At 70.5% G+C, this 16,873-nt stretch carries 15 protein-coding genes; 7 read left to right on the top strand and 8 right to left on the bottom strand.

What is annotated here, in order from left to right; translation table 11 throughout:
* The first annotated feature begins 5 nt into the window (after window positions 1–5).
* The 3 genes from ACFY4A_RS31325 (at window position 6) to hemB (ending at window position 3,685) form a co-directional block, all read left to right on the top strand.
* A complete protein-coding gene (locus ACFY4A_RS31325) occupies window positions 6–650 on the top strand; it encodes an ATP-binding cassette domain-containing protein (RefSeq protein ID WP_390832693.1) in 645 nt (214 codons plus the stop codon).
* Window positions 647–2,323, top strand: coding sequence for a hypothetical protein (locus tag ACFY4A_RS31320; RefSeq protein WP_390832692.1), 1,677 nt, complete (start codon window positions 647–649; stop codon window positions 2,321–2,323). The genes ACFY4A_RS31325 and ACFY4A_RS31320 overlap by 4 nt, the downstream gene beginning before the upstream one ends.
* Window positions 2,324–2,692: 369 nt before the next feature.
* Window positions 2,693–3,685, top strand: a complete 993-nt coding sequence (gene hemB, locus ACFY4A_RS31315; protein WP_390832691.1) for a porphobilinogen synthase — start codon at window positions 2,693–2,695, stop codon at window positions 3,683–3,685.
* Window positions 3,686–3,764: 79 nt separating this feature from the next.
* Here the strand turns inward: hemB and ACFY4A_RS31310 are convergent, their stop codons facing one another.
* The 3 genes from ACFY4A_RS31310 to argS form a co-directional block, all read right to left on the bottom strand.
* On the bottom strand, window positions 3,765–4,166 hold the full coding sequence (locus ACFY4A_RS31310; protein ID WP_390832690.1) for a hypothetical protein: 402 nt from the start codon (window positions 4,164–4,166) through the stop codon (window positions 3,765–3,767).
* 86 nt (window positions 4,167–4,252) lie between these two features.
* Entirely contained in the window at window positions 4,253–4,741 is a 489-nt protein-coding gene (locus ACFY4A_RS31305; protein ID WP_390832689.1) for a hypothetical protein, read from the bottom strand.
* A gap of 245 nt (window positions 4,742–4,986) precedes the next feature.
* Window positions 4,987–6,750, bottom strand: a complete 1,764-nt coding sequence (gene argS, locus ACFY4A_RS31300) for an arginine--tRNA ligase (RefSeq protein ID WP_390832688.1) — start codon at window positions 6,748–6,750, stop codon at window positions 4,987–4,989.
* A gap of 231 nt (window positions 6,751–6,981) precedes the next feature.
* Between argS and lysS the strand changes: the two genes are divergently transcribed.
* Entirely contained in the window at window positions 6,982–8,721 is a 1,740-nt protein-coding gene (gene lysS, locus ACFY4A_RS31295; protein WP_390832687.1) for a lysine--tRNA ligase, read from the top strand.
* Window positions 8,722–8,804: 83 nt separating this feature from the next.
* Here the strand turns inward: lysS and ACFY4A_RS31290 are convergent, their stop codons facing one another.
* The 3 genes from ACFY4A_RS31290 to ACFY4A_RS31280 form a co-directional block, all read right to left on the bottom strand.
* Window positions 8,805–10,103 (bottom strand): DUF2637 domain-containing protein, encoded by a 1,299-nt coding sequence (locus ACFY4A_RS31290; RefSeq protein ID WP_390832712.1) that lies wholly within the window; start codon window positions 10,101–10,103, stop codon window positions 8,805–8,807.
* 125 nt (window positions 10,104–10,228) lie between these two features.
* Window positions 10,229–11,089: a DUF3558 family protein gene (locus ACFY4A_RS31285; protein WP_390832686.1), complete on the bottom strand. Its 861-nt coding sequence runs from the start codon at window positions 11,087–11,089 to the stop codon at window positions 10,229–10,231.
* A 118-nt stretch (window positions 11,090–11,207) separates the two neighbouring features.
* Window positions 11,208–12,074, bottom strand: coding sequence for a DUF3558 domain-containing protein (locus ACFY4A_RS31280; protein ID WP_390832685.1), 867 nt, complete (start codon window positions 12,072–12,074; stop codon window positions 11,208–11,210).
* Window positions 12,075–12,258: 184 nt separating this feature from the next.
* On the opposite strand from ACFY4A_RS31280, the gene ACFY4A_RS31275 reads away from it, so the two are divergent.
* Window positions 12,259–13,452 carry an RtcB family protein gene (locus ACFY4A_RS31275; protein WP_390832684.1) on the top strand — a complete coding sequence of 398 codons (1,194 nt, stop codon included), beginning with the start codon at window positions 12,259–12,261 and terminating at the stop codon, window positions 13,450–13,452.
* Between the two features lie 39 nt (window positions 13,453–13,491).
* Here the strand turns inward: ACFY4A_RS31275 and ACFY4A_RS31270 are convergent, their stop codons facing one another.
* Window positions 13,492–13,644 (bottom strand): hypothetical protein, encoded by a 153-nt coding sequence (locus ACFY4A_RS31270; RefSeq protein WP_384176265.1) that lies wholly within the window; start codon window positions 13,642–13,644, stop codon window positions 13,492–13,494.
* On the bottom strand, window positions 13,644–14,420 hold the full coding sequence (locus tag ACFY4A_RS31265; RefSeq protein ID WP_390832683.1) for an SDR family NAD(P)-dependent oxidoreductase: 777 nt from the start codon (window positions 14,418–14,420) through the stop codon (window positions 13,644–13,646). Before ACFY4A_RS31265 ends, ACFY4A_RS31270 begins: the two co-directional genes overlap by 1 nt.
* A gap of 559 nt (window positions 14,421–14,979) precedes the next feature.
* On the opposite strand from ACFY4A_RS31265, the gene ACFY4A_RS31260 reads away from it, so the two are divergent.
* Together ACFY4A_RS31260 and ACFY4A_RS31255 are read left to right on the top strand one after the other, a co-directional pair.
* Window positions 14,980–16,083 (top strand): LLM class flavin-dependent oxidoreductase, encoded by a 1,104-nt coding sequence (locus ACFY4A_RS31260; RefSeq protein ID WP_390832682.1) that lies wholly within the window; start codon window positions 14,980–14,982, stop codon window positions 16,081–16,083.
* The gene (locus tag ACFY4A_RS31255; RefSeq protein WP_390832681.1) at window positions 16,080–16,712 is read left to right on the top strand and encodes a CE1759 family FMN reductase; all 633 of its coding nucleotides are present in this window, start codon (window positions 16,080–16,082) and stop codon (window positions 16,710–16,712) included. The genes ACFY4A_RS31260 and ACFY4A_RS31255 overlap by 4 nt, the downstream gene beginning before the upstream one ends.
* The last annotated feature ends 161 nt before the right edge of the window (window positions 16,713–16,873 follow it).

Here is a 16,873-nt window from a genome sequence, read left to right as displayed (position 1 = left end):
CGGGTGTGAGCCGCACCTTCGGCGAGCGTGAGGCGCTCAGAACCATCGACCTGGAGATCGCCGCGGGGGAACGCGTGGCCCTGGTCGGGCCGAACGGCTCGGGGAAGTCCACTCTGCTGCGCATCGCCTGCGGCCGTGACCGGCCCACCACCGGCACGGTCGAGTTCGACGGCGAGCCGATGAGCGAGGACGACGCGCGTGTCCGGGCCCGGGTCGCCGTGGTCGGCGACGCGCTCAGTTGCTACCCGGACTTGACTGTTCGTCAGCACCTGAAACTGGTCGCCGTGGCCCACAGCGTACCCGTGCACGAAGTCGACCGGCTCCTGAGCGAGCAGCGGCTCACCGGCCACGCCGACTCGTTGCCCGGCGCGCTGTCTTCCGGCCAACTCCAGGCCATGTTTCTCGCGTCGGCGCTGCTGCGCCCCCGCGACCTGCTGGTCCTCGACGAGCCGGAGCAACGCCTCGACCACGGCGCCCGCGTTCGCCTGGTGGACGTGCTGCGCGCCGAGGGCGACAGCGGCACCGCGGTCCTGTTCGCCACCCACCACCGCGAGCTGGCCCGGGCGGCACATCGCGTCGTACTCCTGGATGACGGGGCGGTGGTCGCCGACGGCAGCCCGGACGAGGTGTTCACGGAGGCGGACGCGTGAACGCCATGACGTCAGGGACGAGCACGACGAACGTACGGCCCGGCGGCGTGGACCGGACCGCCGAGACCCGGGCGTGGCTGCAGGACCGGCGCGGCGCCGGCCGGGCCCGCCGGTTCGGGTACGTCGCCTACGTCGTCCTGGTCCTGCTCCTCGGCTGGTACGGCCTGTTCGCCATCGGCCTCTTACAGGAACTCGGCCACCGGCGGCCGCTGACGGAACACGCCGGGGCCATCGCGCGGATGCTGCCCTCCGGCCTGGTCTGCCTGGCCCTGGCGGGACTCTTCCTCACCGTGCGGGACGCCCTGTGGCGAGGTCCGGTGACGCCGCCCCGGCCGGACGTCGACTGGCTGCTCGCCCTGCCGGTCCGGCGCCGCCCGGTGCTGCTGCCCTGGTTCATCCTGTCCGCCGGCGTCTGGACGCTTGCCGCGCTGCTGATCGGCTTCGCCGCCGCCCTGTTCGTCGCGTCGGCCGACCTCGGGGACATCGGCCTGCTCAGCCTCGCCTGCCTCGGCCCCGCGGCCTGCCTGGCCCTGCTGGCCGTGGTCGCCGCGGCCGTGGTCGAACGGTCCCGCAGAGCAGCCGACTGCCTCCACCGAGCCACCCCCGTACTGCTGCTCGCCGTGCTGCTGAGCGCCGTACAGTCCGGCCTCGCGGCACAGGGGCACCGGGCGAGGCCGCTGGAGGCGGTGGAACTCTGGTCCGGTCCCTGGGGCTGGGCGGCACAGCCCGTGCTGGCCGCCGCCGGGCGGGACGTCCCCTTATGGCCGGCGGCGCTCGTGCTGCTGCTGGCGGCCACGGCGGCCGCCCTCGCCTACGCGGGGAAGGCCGTCGCGGAACTGCCCACCACCGTGCTGCGGTCACGGGCCCGGGCCTCGGGCGGTGTGCTGGCCGGCATCCTGGCCGGCGACCTGCGCTCGGTCCGGCTCGCCATGACCGGCGGCCTGGAGGCCCGCAGCCGCGGGCGCGTCGAACGGTGGGCCGCGAGGCTCGCCCCGCCGCGCTCCCCCCGCCTCCTCGTCGCCTGGCGCGATACGGTGGCCCTCCTCATGGCCCCCCGACGGTCCGGCCTCGTGCTCCTGCTGCTCGCCCTCGCCGGGGTGGCCGCCGTCACCTCCGCCGGTACCCGGGGCGGCACGGCCCACCTCGCGGCCGCGGTTGCCGCTCTGTTCGGCTACTTCGCCGCCTCCGCCCTGCTGGAGCCGGCCAGGCTGGACGGCGACGACGTACGGCGCACGGCGTGGTCTCCACGCCCCTGCGAACGCATCGCGCTCGCCCACACCGTCGTACCGATCCTCGCGCTCGTCGTTGCCGGATGTCTCCTCGCGGTGCCTCTGGCCCTGGCCGATCTCCCCTCGGCCCCTCTTGTCGTCCTGGCCGCCGCCCCCGTCCTCGTCGCCGCCGGCCTGCTGAGCGCCTATCGCTCACCTGTGCCTGCCTGGGTCCTCTACAGCGGCCCGCTCCTCGCCGACATCGGTCCCATCGTCGCCATGCTGTGGTACGCCGTCGGCCCCCTCGTCGGCATCAGCGCCCTGACCCTGCTCCTGTCCGGCCCCTTCCCGGCGAACCTTCCCCCGGCGGCGGACCCTTGGGCCCGCCTGGCCGCCTGCTGGCTCCTGGCCGCCCTGATGCTCCGCTGGACGGTCGGGCGGGCACGGAAGCGGGTGCGTCCGTAGCCGCACAAGCCGGAACCGCCCAGTCCGCCGGTCACGCCATCGCGCTGGCTCAGATTTTTGGTGAGGACGGCTGCAGCACGCTGCATCGCCTGCCGCTCGCGTTCATTTGTTGGGTGGGTTTTTCCCAGGGTTCTTTGGTCTTTCACCGCCCCCAACTCCGGCCCGCGCCCAACCGGTACACGTCTTTCCCGGCTCCGGTATCGCCGTCGAAGTGCAGAGGCTCCTCAGCGGGGGACCTCGGAGAAGCCGAGGAAGGTCACAAAGCGCGCCAAGGCCAAAGGATCGGCGAAGGCCGCCGTCTGACGGGCCTGGTCGGGGCCGACTCCCCGTCGGCAAAGGCATCGGGGCGGAAGGCGTAGCGTAGAGGGCATGACGAAGTACGGATCCTTTCCCGGTACGCGTCCTCGCCGGCTGCGCACCACCCCCACCATGCGGCGCATGGTCGCCGAGACCCGGCTGCACCCGGCGGACCTCATCCTGCCCGCGTTCGTCCGCGAGGGAGTGAGCGAGCCCGTGCCGATCTCGGCGATGCCCGGGGTGGTGCAGCACACGCGGGAGAGCCTGAAGAAGGCGGCCGCCGAGGCGGTGGAGGCCGGGATCTCCGGCATCATGCTGTACGGGGTGCCGGAGGAGGGCAAGAAGGACGGCCTCGGGACGGCGGGAACGGATCCGGACGGGATCCTCCAGGTCGCGTTGCGCGATGTGCGCTCCGAGGTCGGGGACGAACTGCTCGTCATGTCCGACCTGTGCCTCGACGAGTTCACCGACCACGGGCACTGCGGCGTCCTCGACGCCGAGGGGCGGGTCGACAACGACGCCACGCTCGAGCGGTACGCCGAGATGGCCCAGGTCCAGGCCGACGCAGGCGCCCATGTCGTGGGCCCCAGCGGGATGATGGACGGGCAGATCGGCGTCATCCGGGACGCGCTGGACCAGATCGGGCGGGAGGACGTGGCGATCCTCGCCTACACCGCCAAGTACTCGTCCGCCTTCTACGGTCCCTTCCGGGAGGCGGTCGGTTCCTCGCTGAAGGGCGACCGCAAGACCTACCAGCAGGACCCCGCGAACCTGCGTGAGTCGTTGCGGGAGCTGGCCCTCGACCTGGAGGAGGGCGCCGACATGGTGATGGTCAAGCCGGCCGGTCCCTACCTCGACATCCTCGCCCGGGTCGCCGACGCCGTGGACGTGCCGGTCGCCGCCTACCAGATCTCCGGCGAGTACGCGATGATCGAGGCCGCCGCCGAGAAGGGCTGGGTCGACCGCGACCGGGCCATCCTGGAGACCCTGACCGGCATCAAGCGGGCCGGGGCGCGCAACATCCTCACCTACTGGGCCACCGAGGTCGCGCAGAAGCTGCGCTGACGCCTCCCGCCCCGCCGGGCCGCCCGTCTCCGCACGGGCGGTCCCGCCGCGCCGTGACCGGTGAGCGGTCCGCGGAGGGTCAGGTTCCCGTGCCCCGCTCGCCTTCGCCTCGTCGGCCGCGGGAACCTCCGCCCGCCGATGCCGGGGCGGTGCCGCCGTGCGAGGCGGCGTGCTGGTTCAGCACCTTCATGATCTCCATGGCCAGGGACTCCGCCAGGGCGGGCGCGAGGGATTCCGCCAACGCGGTCGCCAGGACCTGCGCGAACAGCACCTTCTCCAGTTCCGAGGAACGGGAGTGCGCCGGACGGGAAAGGGTCGTCGCGGCCGCTTCCAGCAGCGCTGCCGTCAGCGGGTCCTTCCCATGCCTGACACCGGTACCGGTGTGCGGAATCCCGGACTCGCGCACCATTTCCTCGAAGACCTCGTCGATGAAGGTCTCCAGGGGATCCCGTTCCGTCTCTCCGCCGGACTCAGCTGCCATTGTGGTTCCTCAAGTTCGATTGCCGTACGGGCCCGCCCCCCGATGCCGGTGAGCGCGGCCGTCGGAGGGCGGGGTGTCGCCAGCTCCTAGCGCCGGGCCAGCGCGGCGAGCAGCAGGGGGTGCTGGATCAGCGAGCCCCCGCGCTCCTCGCGGCGGCGCATGAGCATGGCGAGGAGGAGGGGGTTTTCGATGATGGGGTCCTCCCGTTCCTCCCGGCGGCGCATCAGGGCGGCGAGCAGCAGGGGGTGCTGGATCATCGACTCCCCGCGCTCCTCGCGGCGGCGCATGAGCATGGCGAGGAGGAGGGGGTTTTCGATGATGGGGTCCTCCCGTTCCTCCCGGCGGCGCATCAGGGCGGCGAGCAGCAGGGGGTGCTGGATCATCGACTCCCCGCCTTCCTCCCGGCGGCGCATGAGCGCGGCGAGGAGGAAGGGGTGGTCGATCATCGGGGCCTCCCCGCGTTCCTCACGCCGGGCGAGCAGCGTGGCCAGCAGAAGCGGCCCGATCGCGGATTCCTCTTCCTCCAGACCGACGCCTGCCTTCTCCCGAGTGGGGCTCTCCGTCGTTGCCGTCATGGATTCCTCCTTCTGTGAAGCAAGACGCAGACGCATGACGCAGCGGAGTGCCCGAACTGTGGGGAAGTTCCGCGCTCCGCTCCTTCGTCATCCTCGGGGCGCCCGGTGCCCGCCGCACTTCGATCTTGTGCCGCGCGCGAAAGGGTTCACAGCCACTCGTGCGGGCCCGAGGATGGCCGAAACGCGCGCGGGCCCCGACCCGTCGAGTACGGGGCGGGGCCCGCGGCGACGGACCGGCGGATCCGTCAGAGGCGCTCGGGCGTCCGGATGCCCAGCAGGGCCATGCCCTGGTGCAGGGTGCGGGCCGTGACGTCGCACAGGAACAGGCGGTTCTCCACCTGCTCCGGTGTTTCCGCCTTCAGCACCGGGCACTTGTCGTAGAAGGACGTGTACAGGGACGCCAGTTGGTACAGGTACGCGGCCAGCTTGTGCGGGGCGTACTCCGCGGCGGCCTCCCGCACCGTCTCCGCGAAGGCGTCGGCATGCAGGCCCAACGCCCGCTCCGCCTGGGTCAGTTCGAGCTCCGGGTGGGCACAGGGCCGAACCTCTCCGGCCTTGCGGAGGATCGACTGGATCCGGGCGTAGGCGTACTGGAGGTAGACCGACGTGTCGCCGTTCAGCGAGACCATCTGGTCGAGGTCGAACTTGTAGTCCCGGTTCGCCGAGGTCGACAGGTCCGCGTACTTCACCGCGCCGACGCCCACCTGGGCACCCCGCTCGGCGATCTCCTCCTCCGAGAGGTCCTGCGCCTTCTCCCGGACGACCGCCGAGGCACGCTCGATCGCCTCGTCGAGCAGGTCCACCAGTCGGACCGTCTCGCCCGCACGGGTCTTGAAGGGCTTGCCGTCCTTGCCGAGCACCGTGCCGAACGCCAGCTGATACGCCGTCACGTCGTCGTTCAGCCAGCCGGCCCGCCGCGCGGTCTCGAAGACCATCTTGAAGTGCAGGGACTGGCGGGCGTCCACGACGTACAGCAGCGTGTTCGCCTTGAGGTTGAAGACCCTGTCCCTGATCGCCGACAGGTCGGTGGCCGCGTAGCCGTAGCCGCCGTCGGACTTCTGGACGATCAGTGGGACCGGGTTGCCGTCCGGGCCCCTGACGTCGTCGAAGAAGACGCACAGGGCGCCCTCCGAGCGGACCGCCACACCGGACTCCTCCAGCAGGCGGCAGGTCTCGGCGAGCATGTCGTTGTAGCCGGACTCGCCGACGATGTCCGGGTCCCGGATCTCCATGTCCAGCTTCTCGAAGACGGAGAAGAAGTAGATCTTCGACTCGTCCACGAACTTCTGCCACATGGCCACCGTGTGCGCGTCGCCGGCCTGGAGGTCCACCACCCGGCGCCGGGCCCGCGTCTTGAACTCCTCGTCGGAGTCGAACAGTTTGCGCGCGGCCTTGTAGAGGCGGTCGAGGTTCGACATCGCCTCCTCGCCGGTCACCTCGGTCGCCTTGTGGTCCAGCTCGTGCGGGTGCTCGTCCAGGTACTGGATGAGCATGCCGAACTGGGTGCCCCAGTCGCCGATGTGGTGCCGGCGGACCACGTTCTCGCCGGTGAACTCCAGGAGCTGGACGACGGAGTCGCCGATCACCGCGGACCGCAGGTGGCCGACGTGCATCTCCTTCGCCACGTTCGGCTGGGCGTAGTCGATCACCGTCGTGCCCGGCTGCTCCGCGTACGGCACGCCCAGCCGGCCTTCCGTGTCGGCCGCCCGTGCCGCGAGGTTCTCCGTGATCGCCCGGTCGGTGACCGTGATGTTGAGGAAGCCGGGGCCGGAGACCTCGACGTCCTTGATCACGTCACCGGTGACCACGTGCCCGACGACCTGCGCCGCCAGCTCCCGCGGGTTCGTCCTCGCCTGCTTCGCCAGCGCCAGGATGCCGTTGGCCTGGAAGTCCGCCCGGTCGCTGCGTCGCAGCAGCGGGTCCGCGGCGGCGGTCTCCGGCAGGGTGGCCGAGAGGGCGGACGCGAGGCGCTGGTGGACGGAAGCGGTGAGGGACGTGACCGAGGCCATAGGAAAGGGTGCCGTTCTCCTCGTGGGGATGGATAGACAGGCCCAGTATCCCACGCGGGGTAAAGCGAATTTTCCGGTCGCCGGGCGAACGCCGGGCCGCCCGCGCCCGTCCAACGCGTTGAAAAGGGGTTTTCGTGGATGCCGACCCGCCTGGGACAATGGAGCGGTCAGCCGTACGACCGTACCGGCTGCCCACGGAGAACCTTCAGAGAAACTTCAGGGAAAGAGGACGTGCCGATCGTGGCTCAGAGCACCGAGACCGCCGACTGGGTCTCCCGTTTCGCGGACGACGTCATCGAGGAGTCGGAGCGTCGGGCCCCGGGCAAACCGGTCGTCGTCGCGTCCGGGCTGTCGCCGTCCGGCCCCATCCACCTGGGCAACCTGCGCGAGGTCATGACCCCGCACCTCGTCGCCGACGAGATCCGCCGCCGCGGGTACCGGGTGCGGCACCTGATCTCCTGGGACGACTACGACCGGTACCGCAAGGTCCCTGCCGGTGTCACCGGCATCGACGAGTCGTGGGCCGAGCACATCGGCAAGCCGCTGACCTCCGTCCCGGCCCCGAAGGGCTCGGAGCACCCCAACTGGGCCGAGCACTTCAAGGCCGCCATGGTCGCCTCACTCGCCGAGCTGGGTGTGGAGTTCGACGGCATCAGCCAGACCGAGCAGTACACCTCCGGCGTGTACCGCGAGCAGATCCTGCACGCGATGAAGCACCGCGGCGACATCGACGCGATCCTCGCCCAGTACCGCACCAAGCCCAAGGCGGCCAAGAAGCAGCAGAAGCCCGTGGACGAGGCCGAACTGGAGGCCGAGGAGGGTTCGGGCGCCGCGTCGGAGGACGACGGCAGCTCCGGCTCCGCCGGCTACTTCCCGTACAAGCCCTACTGCGGCAACTGCGAGAAGGACCTCACCACCGTCACCGCCTACGACGACGACTCCACCGAGCTGACCTACGCCTGCACCGCGTGCGGCTTCTCGGAGACGGTCCGGCTCAGCGAGTTCAACCGCGGCAAGCTGGTCTGGAAGGTCGACTGGCCGATGCGGTGGGCGTACGAGGGCGTGATCTTCGAGCCGAGCGGCGTCGACCACTCCTCGCCGGGGTCCTCGTTCCAGGTCGGCGGGCAGATCGTCGGGATCTTCGGCGGCGAGCAGCCGATCGGCCCGATGTACGCCTTCGTGGGCATTTCCGGCATGGCGAAGATGTCGTCCTCGCGCGGTGGCGTGCCCACCCCGGCCGACGCGCTGAAGATCATGGAGCCGCAGCTCCTGCGGTGGCTGTACGCCCGGCGCAGGCCGAACCAGTCCTTCAAGATCGCCTTCGACCAGGAGATCCAGCGCCTGTACGACGAGTGGGACAAGCTCGCCGCCAAGGTGGACGACGGCTTGGCGCTGCCCGGTGACGTCGCCGCGCACACGCGCGCGGTGGGCACCGCCGCCGGCGAGCTGCCGAAGACGCCGCGCCCGCTGCCGTACCGCACGCTCGCGTCCGTCGCCGACATCACCGCCGGCCACCAGGACCAGGCGCTGCGCATCCTGTCGGAACTCGACCCGGCCAACCCGCTGGGCTCGCTCGACGAGGCCCGCCCGCGGTACGACAGGGCCGAGGCGTGGATCAACTCCCACGTCCCCGCCGACCAGCGCACCATTGTCCGCGAGCAGCCCGACACCGACCTGCTGAAGTCCCTCGACGAGCCCTCCCAGCAGTCGATCCGGCTGCTGCTCGACGGGCTCGAGGACCACTGGTCGCTCGACGGTCTCACCCACCTCGTCTACGGCGTGCCCAAGGTCCGGGCCGGGTTCTCCGCCGACGCCACGCCCAAGGAGCTGCCGCCGGAGATCAAGACCGCCCAGCGGTCCTTCTTCGCGCTGCTCTACCACCTGCTCGTCGGCCGGGACACCGGGCCGCGCCTGCCCACGCTGCTGCTCGCGGTGGGGCAGGAGCGGGTGCGGGCCCTGCTCGGGGAGTAGCGGAAACGGCGGAGCGGTACGCAGCGGCACGACGAGGGGCCCTCATGCGAGGGCCCCTCGTCGTGCCGTTCAGGGTTCATCGCTCAGGCGATGTGGTCTTCCTCCAGCTCCGCGTTGAAGCGGTTGGAGAAGTGGCTGACCATGTGCTTGGCCTCGTTGTCGGGCAGCGAGATCCCGTACGTGGCCTCCACGCCGTCGGCGAACTCCCGGGGGGTGGGCAGGCTGCCGTTGATCGACTGACGGAAGACCTGGTAGTAGGCCTCCTCGTCCGGCTCCGTGGGCGGGGTGCCGCCGCCCTCGCCGAGCTGGCGGGTGCGGTTCGGGCCGGCCGGTATGGGGAAGCTGCCGGTGTCCTCCGGGGAGGGCTGCTCGGGCTGCTGCGGCTGCGGGGCCTCGCCCTGGTGCCCCTGGTGTTCCTCGTACCACTCCTCGTACGGGGGTTCCTCGTACGGGGGCTCCGGCTCGTACTCGGGGTCGTAGCCCCCGTGGTAGTCGACGCGCTGGGCGGAGAACCAGGGGCTCGCTTCGTCGGGGGACTGCTGTCCGGGTGCCGGTTGCCCGGCGTTGTGGGGGCCGGCCAGCTCGGGCTGCCCGCCGTGAGGCCCCTCCGTCAGTGCCGGAACGGCCTGGGAGGCACCCTCGCCGCCCGTCCGCGCCGCCTCGGCGGCACGGGCGTCCACGGCCGTGTCGACCCGCGGGGGCGCCGGGATCAGCGCCGGTTCTATGCCCGCCGCCGCCAGGCCCGCCGGGGCCGTCTCCCCCAGCGGGACGCCGTACCGGGCGAGGCGCAGCGGCATCAGGGACTCCACCGGGGCCTTGCGGCGCCAGGCACGGCCGAAGCGGGAGCGCAGCCGGGCCTGGTAGACGAGGCGTTCCTGTTCCAGCTTGATGACCTGGTCGTAGGAGCGCAGCTCCCACAGCTTCATGCGCCGCCACAGCAGGAAGGTGGGCACGGGGGAGAGCAGCCAGCGGGTCAGGCGGACGCCCTCCATGTGCTTGTCCGCCGTGATGTCCGCGATCCGGCCGATCGCGTGCCGGGCCGCCTCCACGGCGACCACGAACAGCACCGGGATCACCGCGTGCATGCCCACGCCCAGCGGGTCCGGCCAGGCGGCGGCGCCGTTGAAGGCGATCGTGGCCAGCGTCAGCAGCCATGCGGTCTGGCGCAGCAGCGGGAAGGGGATCCGGATCCAGGTCAGCAGCAGATCCAGGGCGAGCAGCACACAGATGCCCGCGTCGATGCCGATCGGGAAGACATAACTGAAGTTCCCGAAGCCCTTCTTGATGGCGAGTTCACGGACGGCCGCGTACGAACCCGCGAAGCCGATACCGGCGATGATCACGGCACCCGTGACGACCACGCCGATGAGAACGCGGTGCATCCGGGTCAGCTGTGGCGTGGCCACCGTAACTCCCTCCCCTTGCCTGTTGTTGCGCGCAACAGAGTGGCACATCTGTGCGAGGGATGTGGGACCGGTCTGCTCCGCTTCTACGGCCGTCCCGTGGGTCAGCCGTTGGACGCCGACTTCGACGGCGAGGCGGACTTCGCGGCGGACTTGGCCGCCGAGGGGGACGAGGAAGCGCTCGGCGCCGCGCCGCCGGACCCGCCGTTCGCCGTCGCCACCGCGGTCACCGCCTCCTTGGCGGCCCTCTCCGCGGCCTTCGTCAGGTCGTTGGCGTCCGGGGTCGTGTCACCGGCCAGACCGGCGCCGTTGTAGTCGAGGGTGATGACCACGTTCTCCGCCCGCGCCACGACTGTCTGCTGCTTGAAGGCGCCTTCCTTCTTCTTCAGGTCGTAGCGCACCACCGTGGCCTCGTCGCCCGTCCCGGACACCGGCTCCGACTTCACGTGCTGCGCGTCCGCCACGTGCTGCGCGTCCTTCACCTGCCGCTGGTAGAACTCATGCGCCTGCTTCTCGCCCGTGCCGCGGGTGACATCGGACTCGAAACGCAGCAGCGACACGTTGAGCCAGCGGAACTGAGAGCCCTTCACACCGTTGTTGTCCAGGCTGTTCCAGGAGCAGCCGGTACGCGTGGAGAGGTCGCTGGAGGTGGTCTCCTTGCCCGACTTGGCGCCCTTCGGGAGCAGTTCACCGAGCGTCTTGTCCGACAGCACCTTGCACGCCTGGGGCAGCTTCGCGTACGCCGCCGCCTGCACCGTCGGTGACGGGCTCGCGCTCGCGGAGCCCTTCACGTCGCCCGCCGTGGTCTTCTTGGCACCGCCACCGGCACTGGAGTCCGAGGAGGAGCAGGCCGCGGCGAGCAGCATCACGGGGACGGCGATCGCACAGACAAGGGCGCGGTTCGGACGCTTCGCTCGCGGGGTACGCGGGGCACGCTCTTCTCGCTGCATGGTTCCTTCACTCATGACGCTCGTGGTTCCTGCGGTCGGATCGGGTCCGAGGGGCCACCGTACGCGGTGAGACAGCCGTGCGGTCCCACTTGTCGTACTGAGCGGGGCGGCACCGGGTGCCGCGCGGGAGCCCTCAACCACTCAGTGAATCGGCCAGCCGAGCCGCCAGTTTCCTTGCCTTGTCCTGCATTTCCTTGCTGTCCGGGACCATGCCGACGGTCGCCGGCTGCTCCTCGTAGACGATGGTCACGACCACGTTGGACGTGCGGAACGCCACAGTCACGGTGCGCTGCCTGGCGGTCGAACCGGCGCTGCCGAGCGTGTCGTCGAGGAACGCCTCGTCGCCGAGATCGCTCAGGATCCGGGGCTGGAGGTCGGCCGAAGCGGCGTCGCCGGAGGCGGACGAGGAGGAGGAAGGGGAGTTGAGGGAGGACGAAGGCGACGAAGACGAAGAAGGTGACGAAGACGACGACGGCGACGGGGTGCTGCCAGAGCCGGAGGCGCCCTTGGACTCGGTCGTGGAGGCGGAGTTCTCGGTGGCGGTCGGCTCGGGAAGGTGCGCGGCGGCCCGTTTGGTGGCGAAGACCGACTGCGCCTGGCTGTCGTCGCTGACGGTGTTGTCGTAGGAGACGACCCGCTCGAAATCGACGTAGAGGTGGTCGGTGGCGTCCGAGGACTCCACCTTCCAGCGGCATCCGACCTTGCGGTCGGTGTCGTACGTGAGCGTCGCCTGGCCCTCGTACGCCTTGTCCCGCTGGTCCACGTCCATGATCTGCTTGATGCCGGGCAGCAGCGAGTCGAGCGTGTTGTGTCCGACCGCGCGGCAGGCCTCCGGAAGCGTCCGGTATTTGCCCGGCTGGGCCGCCGCCGTCGTCGCGTCGGAGCCGCCAGGGTTGGCGTTGTCCGCCCGGCTGTCGCTCGACGAACCGCCGGTGCAGCCGCCCAGCAGCAGTGCCGCGAGGAGCGCGGCAGCGCCGGGTACGTACGCCTTCCGCAGCACGGTCAGGCTCCTCTCGCTTTCGATGGCCCCGCAGGTTATTCGCTTGCCGGGCGGGGGCGCTCTCCGGAGACAATGTGTATCGCACGCACTGCCGTGGACGCCGGTCCGTTGTCCTGTTTCGTCGATCTTGGCGCCGGTATTGCGTTTCTGGGCTTCTGTTTTCTTCCGGGGGAATGAGGGCGATATGTCGTATGTGGAGATGCCGGGCGCGAAGGTCCCGATCCGCATGTGGGCGGACCCGGCGACCGTCGAGGACGTCGCGATGCAGCAGCTCCGGAACGTCGCGACCCTCCCCTGGATCAAGGGCCTCGCCGTCATGCCGGACGTGCACTACGGCAAGGGCGCGACGGTCGGCTCGGTCATCGCGATGCGGGGCGCGGTCTGCCCGGCGGCGGTGGGCGTGGACATCGGCTGCGGAATGTCGGCCGTGAAGACCTCGCTGAGGGCCAGCGATCTCCCCGGCGACCTGTCCCGCCTCCGCTCGAAGATCGAGCAGGCGATTCCGGTGGGGCGGGGGATGCACGACGATCCCGTCGATCCGGGACGGTTCCACGGTCTGGCCACCGCGGGGTGGGACGGGTTCTGGGGGCGGTTCGACGAGGTGGCGGAGGCGGTCAGATTCCGTCAGGAGCGCGCCACGAAGCAGATGGGAACGCTGGGCAGCGGAAACCACTTTGCGGAAGTCTGCGTCGACGAGTCCCAGTCGGTGTGGCTCATGCTGCACTCCGGCTCCCGCAACATCGGCAAGGAACTCGCCGAGCACCACATCGGCGTCGCGCAGAAGCTCTCGTACAACCAGGGTCTGGTCGATCGCGACCTCGCCGTCTTCGTGGCGGACACACCGCAGATGGCGGCGTACGAGCACGACCTGTACTGGGCCCAGGAGTACGCGAGATACAACCGCGCGATCATGATGGCGCTCCTGAAGGACGTGGTCCGCAGGGAGTTCAAGAAGGCCAGGGTGACTTTCGAGCCCGAGGTGAGCTGCCACCACAACTACGTGAACCGTGAGCGCTACGAGGGCGTGGACCTGCTCGTCACCCGCAAGGGGGCGATCAGCGCCAGGGCGGGGGAGTACGGCATCATCCCGGGCTCCATGGGCACCGGCTCGTACATCGTCAAGGGCCTCGGGAACGAGAAGTCCTTCAACTCCGCGTCGCACGGCGCCGGCCGGCGCATGAGCCGCAACGCCGCCAAGCGCCGCTTCTCGACCAAGGACCTGGAGGAGCAGACGCGGGGCGTGGAGTGCCGCAAGGACTCCGGCGTGGTCGACGAGATCCCGGGCGCCTACAAGCCGATCGAGCAGGTCATCGACCAGCAGCGGGACCTCGTGGAGGTCGTGGCGAAGCTGAAGCAGGTCGTCTGCGTGAAGGGCTGAGGCGCGGGGTGGGCGCCGCCGTACGGCTGGGCCGTACGGCTACTTGGCGTGGCGGACCGCGTAGATCATCACGAACGCGACGACGTGGATGCCGAAGAGGAAGTAGCCGAGGTAGTACCAGACGTACCGTTCGCGCTTCTTCTCCAGGGCGAGGCGCGCCCGCTCCGGCTCCCGGTCGAGGTCGTCGGTCATCAGGGCTCCCGGTGGATCTTGGTGTTCGACGCCTGGGCGCGGGGGCGGACGACCAGGAGGTCGATGTTGACGTGGCTGGGGCGGGTGACCGCCCAGGTGATGGTGTCGGCCACGTCGTCGGCCGTCAGGGGCTCGGCCACGCCGGCGTAGACCTTGGCGGCCTTCTCCCGGTCGCCGCCGAAGCGGGTGAGGGCGAACTCCTCCGTCCTGACCATGCCGGGGGCGATCTCGATGACCCGGACCGGCCTGCCGACGATCTCCAGGCGGAGGGTCTCGGCGAGGACGTGGGCGCCGTGTTTGGCGGCGACGTAGCCGCCGCCGCCCTCGTAGGTGCCGTGGCCGGCGGTGGAGGAGACCACGACCACCGTGCCGTCGCCACTGGCCTCCAGCTTGGGCAGGAGGGCCTGGGTGAGGTTGAGGGTGCCGAGGACGTTCGTCTCGTACATCGTGCGCCAGTCGGCCGGGTCGCCGGTGGCGACGGGGTCCGCGCCCAGTGCCCCGCCCGCGTTGTTGACCAGGACGCCGACGGCCTTGAAGGCCGTGGCGAACTCGTCCACCGCCGCGCGGTCGGTGACGTCCAGCTGGTAGGCGGTGGCGGAGTGGCCGGCCGCGTTGATCTCCTCGGCCAGCGCCTCGATGCGGTCCTTGCGGCGGGCGGTCAGGACGACCCGGTGGCCGGCGGCTGCGAGCTGCCGGGCCGTGGCGGCGCCGATGCCGCTGCTCGCACCGGTCACGACGGCGATGCGGGAGGCGGCGGACGGGGCGGCGGTGGCCATGGGCTGCTCCTCGGGGCGGAGGTGTGGTGCGTTCGCTCTGCCCAGACTAGGTGAACGTCAGCCGCTGTTCCGTGGCGCCCACATGATCACGGCCATCCCGGCCGGGCGGACCAGCACGCCGGTCACGTCCCAGCGGTCGGGCCGGTAGCCGTCGGCCACAGCATGAGCGCGGCTCGCACGAAGCCTCTGCTCGGAAGAGGGCGGTCCGATCGACCCGTTTTCGGTCACACAGCGTGACACGTTTCGGTTGGTGACTTCGGCTGCCCGGGGATGGCGGGAGTCAATCAAAATAGTCATGAACAAGCACAGATATGGCCGGTCTTGTACGCCCGTCGGTGAACGTACGGTTGATCACATCCGCTTGTCGACCTTGGCCGTGGGGGCCGTCTGGGCCGTGACGTCCTTCCCGCTCGGGTAGCGAGCCGGAGAGCGACCGAGGTGTGCCGGGACAGCGTCCGGCGCACCTCGGTCGTCGTATGGGGCGGGGCGGAATACTTCCGGGACGGGGACGGTTGGGCGGGTATAGTTGAACCATCAACAACTTGGAGAGTGAGTGGCCATGCAGTTCGGGATCTTCAGCGTCGGGGACGTCACGCCGGACCCCACCACGGGGCGTACGCCGACCGAGCGCGAGCGGATCAAGGCCATGGTCGCCATCGCGCTGAAGGCCGAGGAGGCCAGTCTGGACGTCTTCGCGACCGGTGAGCACCACAACCCGCCGTTCGTGCCCTCGTCCCCGACCACCATGCTCGGTTACATAGCCGCGCGGACGGAGCGGCTGATCCTGTCCACCTCCACCACCCTCATCACCACCAACGACCCAGTGAAGATCGCCGAGGACTTCGCGATGCTCCAGCACCTGGCCGACGGGCGGGTGGACCTGATGATGGGCCGTGGCAACACCGGGCCGGTCTACCCCTGGTTCGGGCAGGACATCCGGCAGGGCATCAATCTCGCCGTCGAGAACTACGCCCTGCTGCACCGGCTGTGGCGCGAGGACGTCGTCGACTGGGAGGGGAAGTTCCGCACGCCGTTGCAGGGCTTCACCTCCACGCCCCGCCCGCTGGACGGCGTACCGCCCTTCGTCTGGCACGGTTCCATCCGCTCCCCGGAGATCGCCGAGCAGGCCGCGTACTACGGCGACGGCTTCTTCCACAACAACATCTTCTGGCCGGCCGACCACACCAAGCGGATGATCGAGCTGTACCGGACCCGGTACGCCCACTACGGGCACGGCACGCCCGAGCAGGCGATCGTCGGGCTCGGCGGCCAGGTGTTCATGCGGAAGAACTCCCAGGACGCGGTGCGCGAGTTCCGTCCCTACTTCGACAACGCGCCGGTCTACGGCCACGGGCCCTCACTGGAGGACTTCACCGCCCAGACCCCGCTGACCGTCGGCTCCCCGCAGCAGGTCATCGAGAAGACGCTGTCCTTCCGCGAGTACGCCGGCGACTACCAGCGCCAGCTGTTCCTGATGGACCACGCGGGCCTGCCCCTGAAGACCGTGCTGGAGCAGATCGACATGCTCGGCGAGGAGGTCGTGCCGGTGCTGCGCGAGGAGTTCGCCAAGGGCCGCCCGGCCGACGTGCCGGACGCGCCGACCCATGGCTCCCTGTCGGCCGCGAGCCGGTCCGGGAACGAGGAAGAGGTGACCACCGTATGAAGCTCGTCGTCGTCTCGGCGGGGCTGAGCGTCCCGTCCTCCACGCGGCTGCTGGCCGACCGGCTGGCGGCCGCGACCGCCGAGCGTGCCGCGGTGGACGTGCGGGTGATCGAACTGCGGGACCTGGCCGTGGAGATCGCGCACAACTTCACGGGCGGCTTCCCCGCTCCCGCCCTGGCGGACGCGCTGGACGCGGTCGCGGAGGCGGACGGGCTGATCGTCGTCACGCCGGTGTTCTCCGCCTCCTACAGCGGACTGTTCAAGTCCTTCTTCGACGTGCTCGGAGTACGGGACGAGGGCGCGCTGGCCGGCAAGCCGGTGCTGATCGCCGCGACCGGCGGCACCGCCAGGCACTCCCTGGTACTCGACCACGCGCTGCGCCCGCTCTTCGCGTACCTCAAGGCGGTCGTCGTCCCCACCGGCGTCTACGCCGCCTCGGAGGACTGGGGCGCCGAGGGCCTGCCCGAGCGGATCGCGCGGGCGGCGAAGGAGCTTGCGGAGCTGATGGCGGGGCTGTCGGCGGGACGCCGGCCGGAGCAGGCCGCCGTGCCGGAGCAGGTCGCGCCCGCGCAGGCCGGCGGGTTCACCGTGGTGCCGTTCGAGGCGCAACTGGCGGCGCTGCGGAAGTGACGCCTACCCGCTGCTCGGGAGGGCGGCGGGCGGGCCGGCACCGCCGCCGACGGTGAGAGGACGGTAGGCGGGGCGCCGCATTGCCTCCGAGTCGGTGAGAGGCGGGTAAAAAGGGTGATCGTAGGCCCATTCGTCTCGGTCGCGGGCCCGCGGCCTTGGCA

Origin of the sequence: Streptomyces sp. NPDC001292 (assembly GCF_042896465.1) — a bacterium.
Taxonomy (GTDB): domain Bacteria; phylum Actinomycetota; class Actinomycetes; order Streptomycetales; family Streptomycetaceae; genus Streptomyces.
Note: the sequence above shows the minus strand (reverse complement) of the source record. Positions and strands in the feature narration are given on the sequence as shown.